Here is a 15,952-nt window from a genome sequence, read left to right on the forward strand (position 1 = left end):
GTCAATCTTTCAATTGTTAAATATAGTATATATATCATAATAATGACTGTCAATTACCATTTGGTAAATTAAGCAAATTTTCAATCAAATGCAGTTATTATTGTGTAATCGCTTCTGGTGTCAAAACAATTATACCGTGATAAATTTGGGCATCGTCATCACACGCTTCACAAAATTCACATTCATCCTCAGACCAAAATGCATAAAATCGTTCATTTTTATGTGCTTCAAACTCATATTTGTTTCGAAATTGAGTAAGCAAATGATTCAATGCCATTTGGAATTGATGTTCTGTATCATATTGATCTGTTGATACGATATACTCTTCCCAACCGTCAAATTGCCACCAAGGCTCATAATCCGCCTTCATATAAATAATTTTATACATATACATTATCCTTTCTTTCTCTATATTTTATACACTTTTGTCTGTGATGTCTAATAATGCTTATTATATTAGGGGAAGAATGGAAATCAAAATAATTGTGCTGCTTTCCAAATCATTTTACTTTTTAATAGAGCCAAAACTTGTTACGATTAATAAAAAGCCGCCATTTCAATTTCGGTTGAAATATTTGGTATGTAATAATTAATTCTGTTGATTATTCTGCAATATAGTAAGTAAAATTGAAACTTTTTTACGTTTCATACGTATCAATAGTATCGAGTAAAGGAGGTATGAAAATGCTTGGTCCTATAAATTTTCTAACACGGCATCTAATTAATGTATTAGTTTTTTCCACAGCAGTCACACTTACGTTTGTTAATTTTACCGGAATGACAACGATGCTGGCATTACCTCTTGGAGCAGCAGCATATTTCATCAGCAATAAAGTAACTTACGCTATTCAGAAAACGACACAGAGTAAAAAAATTGGGCTTTCCAAATCGGAATACAATTTAATCGAAGCACAATTAAAACAGGCCCGTTCACATATTCAGGCATTAAATCAGCAATATGTCCGAGTGCGTTCGGTACGTTCGTTCAAGCAAATCAATGAAATGCAAAAACTGGCAAAACGCATCATCAATATTGTACAGACAAATCCACACAAGTTTTATGCAGTGGAAGATTTCTTCTATGCACACTTGCCGTCAGCCGTACAGCTGTCCGATAAATACACGTTACTGACAAAAGAGCAGGTGCCTGGTACTGAAGTGCATTTAGCATTGGAAGATACACGCAGAACTTTAAAAGAACTGCAAATTACGATGGAATCAGATTTGAAAAGTGCTTTATCTTCGGATATCGAAAACTTGAAAATCGAACTCGACTTTGCAAAGTTGTCGAATGAAAAGCGTAAAGATCGATTAAAAATCGGCGGTGAGTAACAAATGAATATGACAAATAATCCATTTGATGCCTTTACAGTGAGTGAAAACGTTGACTTGCAAGTAAGTAAAGAACAATTTGCGGTGAATGTTGCAAACAATGCAGCCTCACCGCTTTTCGCATCATTATCAAATGACATGAAACAACGGGCATTGCAGCTGGCCCAAAATTTAGAACCAAAAAATTATGAAACCGTTCTGGCATTTGGTTTGCCGGCGCAAGAAGCATTAAAAAAGTTCACGACCCAGATGCTGCAGTATATTCAGCGCAAAGATGTACGGAAAGTCGGTGAAGTATTATCCGATTTGATGCAGCACTTGGAAATGATTGACCCGGATGCTTTAATCGAACAGGAAAAAGGTTTTTTTGCTAAACTGTTCAGTCGTTCCACACAGTCTATTCAAGAAATTATGACCCATTACAATAAGTTAAGTAAACGGATTGACCGCTTAAGTATCCAACTGGAATATAACCAAAATGCATTATTAAACGATTATCAGTTTTTAAATAAACTGTATGCGATCAATGAAGATTATTTTCAGGAAATTAATGTTTATATTGCAACACTGGAAATAAAAAAACAGCATATGCGCGATGTTGTGTTACCTGCACTTCAAAAAGAAATTGTAGAAGGACAAAATCCATTTAAACAGCATGAATTGAAAGATATTGAAATGCAAATCGAATGGATTGACCGCCGTATGTATGACCTGGAACTGTCCCGTGAAGTGGCAATCCAGTATGCCCCGCAAATCCGGATGATTCAACAAACAAATCAAATGCTGATCGAAAAAATTCAAAGTTCGATTATGACGACGATTCCTTTATGGCAGTCGCAAATAGCGATGTTATTAAATATGAACAATCAGCGTCGAGCAATACGTTCCCAGGAGCGTCTGATGGATGCATCGGAACAATTAATGCGTAAGAACGGCAAAATGCTGGAAGTGTCCAAAAAAGCGGCAAACCGACCAGCATTATCTCATAGTGATATTGACCGCTTTAAACAGACCCAAATGCAATTGCTGCACGATATTGAGGATACATTACGGGTGCACGTTGAAACAGACGAAAAGCGTCACGCAATCGAACATACAATCTTAGAGCAAAAATAAAAAGGTGTGCGAAAAAGCCATAATGACTTTTCGCACACCTTTTATTTTAAGCGAAGTATTCTTTGTAGAAACCGCCAACTTCACCTGTATTGTCGATGACAAAAATGAACTCTTCTGTTTCGTTTTTCACTTCATACTCTTTACCTACTGTTAAAACATTTGATACTAAATATTTCGATGCATCTGTATGTACGCATTTTACTGTGCGAATTGTCGGCGCATCTTTCCAATTTAAATGTAACATATTGTTCCCTCACTTTTATCTATTATCGATACTCTCCTATTTTATATGATTTTCCTGCCAGTGGAAAGCGAGTTGTAGTAAAAATCAACTTTTCTTGTTTCTAAATGAACTCATTCAAGTTAAACTCCTAAATTTATCGCTGTTTGAGATATTTGATAGAACAACTTTTCCATGTTAAACTCACAAACAGAGGTGGAAATAATGGTATTTGGTAGTGTTCCGATGTGGTTTTTCGCGATTGCCATTGCTTTTGCAATTGTATTTATAATAATAAGCGAATGGAATTCACGAAAATAAGCTCGCAGTTAACTGCGAGCTTATTGCTTTTACCGTAATGTTCGTTTCAAGAATTCTTTTGTACGGTCGTGTTTCGGGTTTACGAGCAATTGTTCCGGAGGGCCTTCTTCAACGATAACCCCTTTATCCATAAATACAATCCGGTCTGATACTTCTTTGGCGAACTCCATTTCATGAGTAACAATCAGCATTGTATTCCCCTGGTCTGCCAGATGGCGCATTACCTTTAATACTTCCCCTACCATTTCAGGGTCAAGCGCTGATGTCGGTTCATCAAACAGCATTACATCCGGATCCATTGCTAATGCACGAGCAATGGCAACACGTTGTTTCTGTCCACCGGATAAATGTTTCGGTTTCGCATTCTTATAGGCACTCATGCCGACAAGCTCCAAATACTTCATCGCATTTCGTTCGGCTTCCTCTTTTGAACGTTTCAACACTTTAATTTGACCAACAATACAGTTATTTAGCACATCCAGATTATTGAATAAATTGAACTGCTGGAATACCATACCTAAATGCGTACGGTACTTTTCAATTTGATGACCGTCATTTAAAATATTCTCACCATTATAGATGATTTCGCCTGCTGTTGGTGTTTCCAGTAAATTAATGCAACGTAACAGTGTAGATTTCCCTGAACCGGAAGAGCCGATCAATGTTACGACTTCCCCTTTGTTTACCTGGAAATTAACATCTTTTAAAACTTCGTGATCACCGAATTTTTTATTTAAATGGTTAATATCAATTACAACTGCCATCTTATTCACCATCCTTATCTAGCTTGTTGCCTGTAATAAGTTCCACTTTATATGAAGACGGGCCATCCATCTTTTTCTCGAATAATAGTAAGAAACGAGTTACAGTAAATGTCATGATAAAGTATAATACCGTCGCGATAAAGAACGCTTCGATGTATTTGTAGTTACTGCCTGCGATCGAATTCGCTGTAAAGAACAGCTCCACTACCGAAATGACACTTAATACAGATGAATCTTTAATATTCATAACGAACTGATTCCCTGTTGCAGGTAAAATATTGCGCGCTACTTGCGGCAGCACAATATGAATCATCGTTTGCAGGTGATTCATACCAATCGCCTGTGCAGCTTCAAATTGTCCTTTATCAATAGATACAATACCACCGCGAACATATTCGGCCATATAGGCGCCTGTGTTTAAACTGATGACAATAGAAGCTGCTAAAAAGCGGTCAATATCGATGCCTAAATAGACAAGACCGTAAAATACGACCATCGCTTGTACCATCATTGGCGTTCCTCTAAAAATTTCCACATATGCCGTTAAAATAAAATTAACGACCTTCAATAGTGCTGATTTAATATTTTTTTTGCGTTGTGGAATTGTATGCATAATCCCTATGAAAAATCCGATCAGCGTTCCGCAAATCGTCCCGATAATTGCCAAGAGCAGTGCTGTCCATGCGCCTCGTACAAATAAATCCCAGTTGTCCGTAAACAAGTTCCATGATGAATCTAAAAATGCCATCGCCTTGTCCTCCGTTTCTATCTTTGTTTATATTATTTATGTACGAAATGATCATTTTAATAGAAAAAGGTTGTCTTCCGTCTGCCGGCAAGACAACCTCATTAAAACTGTTAATCCAACACGATTATTGTGCTGCTGGTTGATTTGCAATTGCGTCTTCCATTAATTGTTGACGCTCTTCTTCCGAAATTTCAGCTAAAACTTTGTTAATTTGTTCACGTAAATCAGAACCCTTTTTCAAACCTACTGCTACAGCTGTTGATGCTTCGTCTGCTTCGAAGTTTGGCTCAGGTACGATGTATTTGATGTTATTCAGTGCCATCTCAGCAGAGATACCTTCTGGACGTTCTGAAACATATCCATCAATTGCGCCTGACTGTAATTGTACACGCATTGCACCAAAATCAGTTGCCGCTACTTGTTTTTGAACACCTTCGATTTGATCGATTACATCATAGTGTGTTGTCGCTTGCTGACCAGTAATTTTCGCACCTGCAAAGTCAGATAATGAAGTTGCATTAGCATATGGGCCGTCTTCTTTTACAACGATAACATAGTCACTTGTATAATAGTTCTCTGTAAAATCAACTACTTCCTTACGTTCAGGCATTGGTGACATACCAGCAATTACTAGATCAATGGCACCTGATTGTAATGATGGAATTAAGCCATCCCAGTCTGTCTTAACAATTTGAAGTTCCATGTCCAGCCCTTCAGCGATTTTCTTCGCGATTTCAACGTCATAGCCTGCTGCATATTCCTTAGAACCTTTAATTTGAACTCCGCCATTGGCATCATCTTTTTGTGACCAGTTGAAAGGTGCATATGCTGCTTCCATTCCAATTTTAATCACTTTTTTGTCGGAATCAGAACCGCCTGTAGTACCTTCTTCGCTCGAGCCACATGCAGCCAGCAATAGCATTGTCATGGCTGTCAGTAAAATTAATAGTCTCTTTTTCATAGAAAATCTCTCCTCTTTTGTTAAATTTCGGACACATTATATGCAAAAAACGACCTAAAAGAAGAACTTTAGGTCGTTTAAATTATAATTAGCCCGAATCCTCTACAGTTCCCATTTTGAGATAGCACAACTCAACCATCAGGGATATAGATGATTGAGACAGTTCTGCAATTGTTCACTGCAGACCCAGCATTGTAAAATTGAGCATTTACAACACTTCGGCGATATTTCCTTCTTTTATATTTCACAGCCAGCTCATGGCTCCATATAAAACTGTTAAGTATCGCGCCTCTACCTCACGAGATTGTGAGGTTTTAATATGAAATTGATAAGTTTTATATTACATTATTGCGACATTTCCGTCAACAATCATTTTTCTGAAATTTTAAGGTAAAAAAAGTAAATGCGCAATACATAAAGTATCGCGCATTCGTAGAGAAAATACTATTAAGAATTTAATAATAAATCTTCTGGGTTTTCGATCATTTCTTTAACTGTTTTCAGGAAGCCAACAGAATCTTTACCATCGATGATACGGTGGTCGTAAGATAATGCTACGTACATCATTGGACGAATTTGAACTTCACCATTAACAGCTACTGGACGGTTTACGATTGAGTGCATACCTAAAATACCAGCTTGAGTACCGTTCATGATTGGTGTTGACATTAATGAACCGAATACACCACCGTTAGTGATAGTAAATGATCCGCCAGCCATGTCATTTAAGCCTAATTTTTTGTCGCGTGCTTTTCCAGCTAACTCTGCAATGTTTTTCTCGATTTCAGCAAAGTTTTTCGCATTTGCATCACGAACAACTGGTACTACTAAACCTTCTTCAGTTGATACGGCAATACCGATATCGAAGAAGTTGTTTAAGTGAATTTCATCACCGTTAATTTGTGCATTTACATATGGATATTTCTTCAATGCTGCTACTACAGCTTTTGTGAAGAATGACATGAAGCCTAATTTAATATCGTTAGCTTTCACGAACTCATCTTGTTTACGTTTACGTAAAGCCATAATGTTCGTCATATCAATTTCGTTGAATGTAGTTAACATTGCAGTTGATTGCTTAACTTCTAATAGACGTTTTGCAATTGTTTGACGACGACGGCTCATTTTTTCAACTGTTACACGGTCTGTGTCAGCTGCTGGTGTAAAGATCATTGGACCGTTACCTGCTGCTGGTGCTTGAGTAGCTGATGCTGCAGGAGCTGCTGGTGCTGTACCATGAGCTGCAACGTCTTGTACACGTACGCGACCTTGTGGATCAACAGGTGAAATTGCTGCTAAGTCGATGCCTTTTTCACGAGCTAATTTACGAGCTGCCGGTGAAGCGATTACACGCTCACTTGAAGTTTCTTCGGCAGCAACTGGTGCAGGTGCTGCTGCTTTAGGAGCTTCTTCTTTTGCTGGAGCCGGAGCTGCTTTAGGAGCTTCTTCTTCTTTAGCTGCTGGTGCAGGTGCTGCGCCTTCGCCAGCTTCAACAACTGCGATTACTTGTCCTACTAATACAGTATCGCCTTCTTCAGCTAAAATTTGCTTTAAAACGCCTGCTTCTTCAGAGATGATTTCAGCATTAACTTTATCAGTTTCTAACTCAACGATGAATTCGCCTTTTTCTACGCGATCTCCAACTTTTTTCACCCACTGGGCAATTGTACCTTCAGTAATTGATTCTGCTAATTCAGGGACTTTAATTTCAGCCACGTTCATATCCTCCTTTAATTACGCTACACATCCATTGTATAGCAAGCCACTTCTATTTTAAATAGAAGCAGCTCTTTTTAAACAAATCATTTATTACTTTTCAAGTGCTTCGTTCACTAATTTCGCTTGTGCTGCTTTATGTGAATCGCCATCACCTTCAGAAGTTGAGCTCATTGCAGGACGTCCTACATAGCGCACTTTTTTGCCTTCTGCGATATCATATAATGTTTCAAGAACATATGTCCATGAACCTTGGTTTTTCGGTTCTTCCTGTACCCAAACGATTTCTTTTACATTCGGGAAACGAGCGATAATATCTTTCACTTGTTGTGCAGGGAATGGATAAATTTGTTCAACACGAACAATGTGTAAGTGATCTAAGCCTTCGCCGTCTTTCACGCGTTCAGCTAAATCAATCATTACTTTACCAGTACCAAGTACTACTTTTTCAACCGCTTCTGTGTTTTTGCCTAAACCTTCTTGCTCGATTACTTCTTGGAAGCGACCGTTTGCAAGCTGTTCAGCAGTAGCTGCAGCAAGTGGGTGACGTAAAAGTGATTTGGGAGAAACCACTACTAATGGACGTACACCTTCAGTACCTAATAATGCAGCTTGACGGCGTAATAAGTGGTAGTAGTTGCCTGCATTTGAACAGTTCGCTACGAACCAGTTATTTTCTGCAGATAACTGCAGGAATCGTTCCATACGGCTTGATGAGTGTTCTGGACCTTGGCCTTCATAACCATGTGGTAAAAGAAGTACGAATCCAGATTTTTGACCCCATTTAGCGCGTGCACTTGAGATGAAGTTATCAAACATTACTTGTGCCATGTTTGCAAAGTCACCGAATTGTGCTTCCCATACAGATAATACATTTTGGTTTTCTAAATTATACCCGTATTCGAAACCTACTACACCTGCTTCTGTAAGTGGTGAGTTATAAACTGAGAATGATGCTTTTGCACCTTCAATGTGGTGTAACGGTGTAAATTCAGAACCATTGTTTTTATCATGTAATACTAAGTGACGTTGAGAGAACGTACCACGCTGAGCATCCTGACCAGTGAAACGAACAGGTGTGCCATCTTGTGTGATTGTTGCATATGCTAATGTTTCAGCATGACCCCAGTCGATTTTGCCATCTTTGAAAGCATCACGGCGTTTAGCTAAAATTTTACCTAACTTGTTTTGCGGTTCAAAACCATCTGCAAAGACAAGAAGATCTTCATTTACTTTAGCAAGACGTTCAGCATCTACTTTCGTATCGATTTCAGGGAATTCGATTTTAAGTTCTTCCGGCATGTTAGGCGTTACATGCTCGTCTTTTTCAGCCATTTCTTTTACATGATCATACGCAGCTTGCATTTCCGCATAAATAGAAGTATCTAATGCTTTTACTTCATCAGCAGACAGAACACCTGCTTCTGCTAATTCTGCACCGTATAATGCACGAATTGGTTCATGTTTTGCTACTAATTTATATGTTTCAGGGTTTGTTACTGTCGGATCATCTGTTTCGTTATGACCGTAACGGCGGTAACCGATTAAGTCGATTACGATATCCTTTTTGAACTTCGCACGGTATTCCGCAACAAAGCGACCAACAGCTGCCACTGTTTCAGGGCTGTCAGCGTTTACATGGATTACCGGAATATCATAGCCTTTTGCAGGGTCAGATGAATAATTAGATGAACGTGAATCATGTAATTCAGTTGTGAAACCGATCATGTTGTTCGCGATAATTTGAACAGTACCACCTGTTTTGAATCCTGCTGTTTGAGAGAAGTTGAAGCCTTCAGTTACAATCCCTTGACCAGCGAATGCCGCGTCACCGTGTAAAATGATACCGAATGCATTTGATGGATCATGTTTTGCAACACCTGGTTCTGATACATCATCTTGTGCTGCACGTACAGAACCGATTACAAGCGGATTCCCTACTTCTAAGTGAGATGGGTTGTAAGCTAATTTAACGTTCAATCCTGAATCATGAGTGTAAGATGCACCCATATGATATTTAACGTCGCCAGTCCAGCCTTTTGTAATTTCTAGTTTACCGTCTTCAGGGAAGAATAGGTCATTAGAAACATGGGCGAAGTCAGAGAACATCATATCGTATGGTTTATTTAATACGTGAGTTAATACGTTTAAACGACCACGGTGTGCCATACCGATTCGAACGTTTTTTACACCTTTCGCTTCAGCTGATTTGATAATTTCATCTAATAAAATGATTTGAGTGTCTAAACCTTCTCCAGAGAAACGTTTTTGACCAACAAATGTTTTATGAATGAATTTTTCAAAGTTTTCAATGCGTGTTAAACGCTCTAATACTGCTTTCTTTTCATCAGCAGATAACGTTTTTTTGAATGTGCCGCCCTCTACTTGCGCTTCGATCCAAGCACGTTCTTCCGGATTTTGTAAATGTGCAACTTCCACACCAATTTTATCAGTGTAGACAGATTTTAAATAATCAATTGCTTCCTTACCGTTTGTAACACCTGCAGGAACATTAGCGAAAAATACTGATGCAGGAATAGCCTGTAAATCTGATGCTGTTAAATTGAATACGCTTTCTTCAATGCGCGAAGTATCTAATTGACGATTTTTTAATGGGTATAAATCTGCTGCTAAATGGCCGTACTCACGAATTGATTCTGCCAACTTAACTGCTGCTAAAACTTTTTTGTAGTCTCCAGTACCTGTTACTGCTGCTGTTGCAACCGGTTGTTGACCATCTGCAAATACAGGACCACCGTAAGCCTGGAATAATTCCACTAGTTCCGGTTCTACTTCTTCAGGAGATTGCAGGAATAAGTCATACTGCTCTAATACATAACCTAAGTTAGGACCAGAAAACGCTGACCATGGAGAACCTGCAGGTAATACATTGTTCGACATGAAAATAACCTCCAAATTTTTGCCTTATGGCTGTTCCAATAATTTACTTAAAAAGGTATAATTTTGTATATTACAATACAAAAATTACCTTCTTTTGTACGTAGATAAATTAAGTACCCTCTTTTTATCTACCAAAACAAAGCAAATAATATTTTATCATTCTTCCACATGGACTAAAAGCACATTTATATACGGCGGAAGAACATTTTTTCCATCTCAATCTTACTACTCTTCACAAAAAATACAACTCTTTTTATCAAATTAAGCAATTTTTTTCGTGAACTATTGAAATAGTAATTAGATTGAGAAAAATTATTCATTTTTTAAGAAGTTTAAGGTAAAAAAAGGTACCTTTCTGTATTTTACTTTCGACATCAATTTCCACTTCATATTTATCAGCGAGCATCTTTGTAATACTTAACCCAAGTCCAGTACCTGCAATTTTATTAGTTCGTGATGCATCCACTCGGTAAAACCGATCGAAAATATGTGGTAAATGTTGTTCAGAAATACCGATACCATTGTCTTCTATCTTAACTAAAATCTGCGACTGTAATTCATTATAATCAATGGTTACATGAAGATTTGGAACATTGCTATTATATCGTATACTATTACTCAAAATATTTCTAAAGATTTGCGCTAAAGCATGCTCGGTAATGGAGGCAGCCGCTTTATCACCGTTTACGGTCAGACGAAACTCAGTGCTAGGATGGAGCTGCAGTAATTCATCTCTTACTTGTTCGTATACTTGTTCTATATCAGCTGAAGCCTTTTCATCTGCCTGTTCCCTTCTTGCCAGTTGCAATAGCTCTTCAATCATTTTCCTCATACGCGCAATTTCGGTTAACGAAGTGTTTAATGCTTCTTCCATTACTTCCGGTTCGTCTTTCCCCCACCGTTTGATTAAAGATAAATGACCTTCAATAACTTGAATCGGTGTCCGCAGTTCATGTGAGGCATCTGCGACAAACTGCTGCTGCTTTGTAAATGAAATTTCAAGTTCATTCATCAAAGTACGATACATATGAAGTAAGTCGCCAATTTCATCTTTTGCCGTATAATCAAATTTCGGCTGGGCTGCAAACCCGTTTTTTCTGACGTAACTCATGGCATCCCTTAACTGAACAAGCGGTTTCATTAACATATTCGATAAGTAATAACTGATCATAACCGAAAATAAAATGGCACCGAAACCGATAATAAAGATGGTCGTCAAAATATAGTTCATCATCGAATGAAATGCTGCTAAAGGGTGAATCAGCTGCATAATTCCTTGAAATTGACCGATCTGAACGACTCTGTGGATGACATAGTTCTCAGAACCTGAAATCATCTGCTTTTCAATCACTGTTGAATAATAATTTTGTGTTTTTGTCAGTTGTGCAGCAGGCGCAGCATCATTGATACGCATTACCTCAATACCATCCAAATTAAATACACGTACTGTTTGTTCCTGATTTAAAATAGCTTTCATCAATGCTGTGTTGTTTTGAAGTGCCTGTACTGTAACAGTGTTTCCTTGTGATTCAAAATAGGTTGTCATATCATCAACCGTTCGCAATGCATTTTTTTCCTCATTATGAATCAGCCATGTTTGCAGCGCGATATACAGCACAACAGATATGAGGGTATAGCTTACAAAAATTGTTACGCCGACTGCGAGCATCCACTTCGATTTTAAGGAAAGGTTCAGTAATTTGTTTTTCATCATCCTCACCCGCGTATCACATAGCCAACACCACGTACAGTTTCAATGTACGGAGTATTTTCTGTTTGCAGTTTTGAACGTAAATGGCGAATATATACATCGACTACATTAGTTTCTACCTCAGAATCAAATCCCCAAACCATTTCTAAAATATGTTCCCTTGTACATACATGATTTTTGTTCTCCACAAGCAGCTTTAATAAATCGAATTCTTTCCTCGTAAGCTCGATTTTGTTATTTTCAAATATTACTTCATATGCCTGAACATCAATTACCAAGTCTCTAAAAACGAGTTGCTTAGATTTTTGAGTGTGCGTGACTCTCCTTAATATCGAACGAATCCGGGCCAGTAGTTCCTCGATCGCAAAAGGCTTCACAATATAGTCATCTGCCCCTGCATCCAATCCTGACACACGGTCCATGACTTCATCACGTGCGGTTATTAACAGAATCGGTACATCGCTGAATTTACGTATTCTTCTGCATACTTCAATTCCATTTAATTGCGGTAGCATGACATCGAGTAAAATACAGTCGAATTGTTCACTTTCCGCCAATTCGAGACCCGTCCTCCCATCATATGCAGTAACGGTTTCAAACTGCTCATGCTTAAGTTCCAATTCAAGGAAACGCGCAATATTCTTTTCATCTTCAATAATTAAAATCCTCTGGTTCATCAGCTTCCCTCTCTATCAACAATCTATATCAACATTTAGTGTACCAATTGTATTTTACAATAAAAAAAGAATACGGAGTAAATTTCCGTATTCTTGAAAATGAAATAAAGATATAACTTTAATTGAAAGACTGTTTCGCTTTGTATAATTCCTGATCCGCTAAATCAATTAATACATCCAGGCTTACACTATGCTTTGGATATATTGATAGGCCCATTGAGGCTGTAGGGGAGAAATGTGCCTCTCGAATCATCCATCCAATTTGCAGATTTTCTTTGATTCTGCCCATAATTTGAGCGAGTTGAGCAGTACGATCTGTCTCGTAAATGGACAACCCTGTTAAAACTATTAAAAATTCATCGCCGCCAAGCCTTATAACGAGGTCTTCATTTCGTACGCTTCGAACGAGCGATTTACCGAATTGAATTAAAAATTCATCGCCAACATCGTGGCCGTACAGATCATTTACTTGTTTAAAATTATCCCCGTCAAGATATAAAATCGCCAGACAGGTGCCTGTTTCATCCGCTTCTGCCTTAAGCATCGGAAAGTCCTTATACAGTTTACGGCGATTCCCCAGCTGTGTCAGACTATCATGATACGCTAAATAGGTTAACTGATCTTCCAGCTGCTTTCGCTCGGTAATTTCTCTTGAAACCATGACAATTTCCGTAATTTCATGATTTGCCAGATCAAATGTTAACGTATAATTCCCTTCCGTCCATATCGTACTATTATCTTTTTTGTACAAAAGCAGTTCAATTTTCTGTTCCTCTACTCTATCAATCGTTTCAGGGTTCAATGCTTCATGCCACAGTTGAACACATTCAGGCTTCAGCAATCGATCGTACGGAACACCAATCAGCTCTTCCTCATGATAACCAAGTTTCCTTGTATAGGAAGGTGAAGCGTATTTAATTTTTCCGTAGCGGTCTGTGACAACAATAAAATCATTTGTGTTTTCAGTAATCGCTCTGAAATTGCGTTCAATTTTATAAAGGTCGGACATTAATTGCTTTTCAGACGAAATATTATATTGCACCATTAAAAACTGCTCGATATCCCCTAGCTCATTTTTCAAAGGAATCACAGTGGAATCCACCCAATAAATATCGCCATTCTTTCTGCAATTGCACACTTCATCACGCCAAATTCCTTCTTTACTGACATTATGCCAATAACTCGTTGAACCAAAATCAGATTGATATGTCGAGTGTAAAAAGTGGTAAGGCTTGCCGATTAATTCGCCACGCGTGTAACCTGTATTTTCGATAACCCGTTCATTGACATCCATCATATTTCCGTCAGCGTCAGTAAAAATAACTTCGGCAAATGAATTGATCGCATTTTTGAACATTTCCAAGCCATGCGATGCCGTTCGTAATGCCTGTCCTTGTTTAATAAATTCTGTTATTTCCTGCAATATAATAAATACGGCAATATTATCACCATTACTTGTCAGCGTCGAAAAAGAGGCGGTAAAACATCGCTGCTCATTATATTTATCAATAAAGAACAGCATTTTTGATTGAATATTTTCACCAAGCTGCGCACGTTTCAAATAAGATTTTAATCTCTTTGCCATTTTTCTTTCTATAAATGGCATATCTAATATACTGGTACGGGATGCATCTTCCAACTGTATATTAAATTCATCCAAAAATTTCGTGTTGGCTTCAAGCAGTTGCAGATCATTGGAAACGAGTATTGTTGATAAAAATGAGTTGGAAAATAAGGAGCGCATAAATAAATATTTATCTTCCAAATCTAGACTCATGGACACTTCCTTTGTTATAGCCAAAATATAATTTTTCCCGTCTTGTGTTACTGGAATAGTTGTCGTTCTTTGTTTTCGAACATTCATTCTTTCATAGGTGAAATCCTCGAATTCAACTTGTTTGTTTTGTTCGAGTGTTAAGTCATAATGGTGAATAATTGTTTTTGCCAAATGGGACGGGATTACCTGTTCGATCGTTTTGCCGCAGGGATTTGTATTAATCAATTTTACTGCAGCATCATTGACAAAAATATAACGATACTTTTCATCTGTTTTTTCCATAAAGAACACAGCATCATTACTATTTTTGAATAACAAATTCAATAGATCCATTGAATAAATGGAACTCATCATCCTTGTCCCCCTACTTTACTGATCTTTACAGAAAGCTTTCTATTTTATCTTTCACAAAAACTTTGCATTTCTCATATTGGATTTGCTCTTCTGACGGCTGTATACGAACTAACTCAATTTTTTCTTCTTGCAACTCGAATTCATATTCCCCTAATATCGTTGCATTTCCGATCAGTGCCAGTTCCCAGCTTCCTTCATTATTAGAAACCTCACATTGAACAAAGCCTCCCGGATTATAGACGGTTACTTTACTACTCGAAACGTAGCCTTCAATTGAGGCAATTAGGGCAGAGGCAGTCATTGCAGTACCGCATGCATTTGTAAAACCTACACCTCGCTCATAAGTTCGGACAAAAATCTCATCAGCCGATAATGGTTGTACATAGCTGACATTCACTCCATCAGGGCAATATTCATTTTCACTGTTCAAATAGGCAGCAAGCTGTTGCTGATGTGATGTGTTGTCGATATATTTTTTATCAACGATTCCGATTAAATGCGGGTTCGGTACTGAAATTGCCGTAAAAGGAATTTCATCTGAAAAAGCACGTATTACTTCATGGCGCAGTTGTTGTTTGTCCTCTACCTTCATTGGCAATGATGCTAATTCAAATGAAATGGGCGAGATTTCTACAGAGTATGTAGGTAGCTGTTCAAAAATGGCGTCTTCTCGTTTCACTTTCAGGCATGCATGCATTGTTTCAATAACCGCTTCATTTACATTGAATTTTTCGCAGACATACCGCGCGACACAGCGCAATCCATTTCCGCACATCGAAGCTTCCGAGCCATCTGCATTGATGACGCGCATTTTTGCATCTGCCACGGAAGACGGAAGCACCAGTAATAAGCCATCTGCTCCACCATCATTGGTTGGGTGGCATAATTGTTTTGTGATATTCACAAAATCAAATTGTTCGTCATATAATGCTTCGTATAAATAAAATGTATTGCCAGAACCATGTACTTTTATTAGTTGAATATTCATATTTTTGTACCTCCACGCTCTCTCTTATTTTATTATATTATACTTTTAAAAAATTCATCTTGTCATTAATAGTTTTTATTTACGCATTTTTCTGAATATATCGACTTTTAACAGAAAAAAATGTTTTTTTCGAGCTTGAAAGTTGCGACAAGAGAATATATTATAATAAACTGTAGATATATTTCTTATTTCGATATTGTTATTAATTGTCTAGGATAGAGCGAGACATACGAATTATGCATAATAGTTTAACGTCAAATTCTTTTAGGTAAGATCAAGCTCGAAATGACTACTGCCTTATGATAAAGAACCTTTTAGCATCAGAAGATTATTCGCACCATTTCTTTAACAACAGGCTCTACCATT

Annotated in this window: 13 protein-coding genes and 1 riboswitch; of the genes, 2 read left to right on the plus strand and 11 right to left on the minus strand. The window is 37.8% G+C overall.

Going from position 1 to position 15,952, the window contains the following annotated elements; translation table 11 throughout:
- Window positions 1-97 precede the first annotated feature (97 nt).
- Window positions 98-388 (minus strand): DUF1033 family protein, encoded by a 291-nt coding sequence (locus MKY71_RS08730; protein WP_339176481.1) that lies wholly within the window; start codon window positions 386-388, stop codon window positions 98-100.
- A gap of 296 nt (window positions 389-684) precedes the next feature.
- Here MKY71_RS08730 and MKY71_RS08735 point away from each other — a divergent pair, with 296 nt between their 5' ends.
- A complete protein-coding gene (locus MKY71_RS08735) occupies window positions 685-1,332 on the plus strand; it encodes a 5-bromo-4-chloroindolyl phosphate hydrolysis family protein (protein ID WP_339176482.1) in 648 nt (215 codons plus the stop codon).
- 3 nt (window positions 1,333-1,335) lie between these two features.
- A complete protein-coding gene (locus MKY71_RS08740; RefSeq protein WP_340732247.1) occupies window positions 1,336-2,448 on the plus strand; it encodes a toxic anion resistance protein in 1,113 nt (370 codons plus the stop codon).
- 46 nt (window positions 2,449-2,494) lie between these two features.
- Here the strand turns inward: MKY71_RS08740 and MKY71_RS08745 are convergent, their stop codons facing one another.
- The 10 genes from MKY71_RS08745 to dapF all read right to left on the minus strand — a co-directional run bounded on the left by MKY71_RS08745 (window position 2,495) and on the right by dapF (window position 15,586).
- Entirely contained in the window at window positions 2,495-2,692 is a 198-nt protein-coding gene (locus MKY71_RS08745) for a DUF6501 family protein (RefSeq protein ID WP_079526794.1), read from the minus strand.
- Between the two features lie 326 nt (window positions 2,693-3,018).
- The gene (locus tag MKY71_RS08750; RefSeq protein ID WP_339176485.1) at window positions 3,019-3,753 is read right to left on the minus strand and encodes an amino acid ABC transporter ATP-binding protein; all 735 of its coding nucleotides are present in this window, start codon (window positions 3,751-3,753) and stop codon (window positions 3,019-3,021) included.
- A 1-nt stretch (window position 3,754) separates the two neighbouring features.
- A complete protein-coding gene (locus MKY71_RS08755; protein ID WP_340732248.1) occupies window positions 3,755-4,501 on the minus strand; it encodes an amino acid ABC transporter permease in 747 nt (248 codons plus the stop codon).
- A gap of 124 nt (window positions 4,502-4,625) precedes the next feature.
- Window positions 4,626-5,462 (minus strand): transporter substrate-binding domain-containing protein, encoded by an 837-nt coding sequence (locus tag MKY71_RS08760; protein ID WP_340732249.1) that lies wholly within the window; start codon window positions 5,460-5,462, stop codon window positions 4,626-4,628.
- Window positions 5,463-5,576: 114 nt separating this feature from the next.
- Window positions 5,577-5,764, minus strand: a riboswitch (Lysine riboswitch).
- A gap of 145 nt (window positions 5,765-5,909) precedes the next feature.
- Window positions 5,910-7,178: a 2-oxoglutarate dehydrogenase complex dihydrolipoyllysine-residue succinyltransferase gene (gene odhB, locus MKY71_RS08765; protein WP_340732251.1), complete on the minus strand. Its 1,269-nt coding sequence runs from the start codon at window positions 7,176-7,178 to the stop codon at window positions 5,910-5,912.
- Window positions 7,179-7,271: 93 nt separating this feature from the next.
- On the minus strand, window positions 7,272-10,079 hold the full coding sequence (locus MKY71_RS08770) for a 2-oxoglutarate dehydrogenase E1 component (protein ID WP_340732252.1): 2,808 nt from the start codon (window positions 10,077-10,079) through the stop codon (window positions 7,272-7,274).
- Window positions 10,080-10,395: 316 nt separating this feature from the next.
- Window positions 10,396-11,790, minus strand: a complete 1,395-nt coding sequence (locus MKY71_RS08775; protein WP_340732253.1) for a HAMP domain-containing sensor histidine kinase — start codon at window positions 11,788-11,790, stop codon at window positions 10,396-10,398.
- A gap of 5 nt (window positions 11,791-11,795) precedes the next feature.
- On the minus strand, window positions 11,796-12,467 hold the full coding sequence (locus MKY71_RS08780; RefSeq protein ID WP_340732254.1) for a response regulator transcription factor: 672 nt from the start codon (window positions 12,465-12,467) through the stop codon (window positions 11,796-11,798).
- Between the two features lie 118 nt (window positions 12,468-12,585).
- On the minus strand, window positions 12,586-14,598 hold the full coding sequence (locus MKY71_RS08785; RefSeq protein WP_340732255.1) for a sensor domain-containing diguanylate cyclase: 2,013 nt from the start codon (window positions 14,596-14,598) through the stop codon (window positions 12,586-12,588).
- Between the two features lie 25 nt (window positions 14,599-14,623).
- Window positions 14,624-15,586: a diaminopimelate epimerase gene (gene dapF / locus MKY71_RS08790; RefSeq protein WP_340732256.1), complete on the minus strand. Its 963-nt coding sequence runs from the start codon at window positions 15,584-15,586 to the stop codon at window positions 14,624-14,626.
- Window positions 15,587-15,952 lie beyond the last annotated feature (366 nt).

The sequence above is a fragment of the Solibacillus sp. FSL W7-1324 genome (genome assembly GCF_038008025.1).
In the GTDB taxonomy this organism is placed as follows: Bacteria; Bacillota; Bacilli; order Bacillales_A; family Planococcaceae; genus Solibacillus.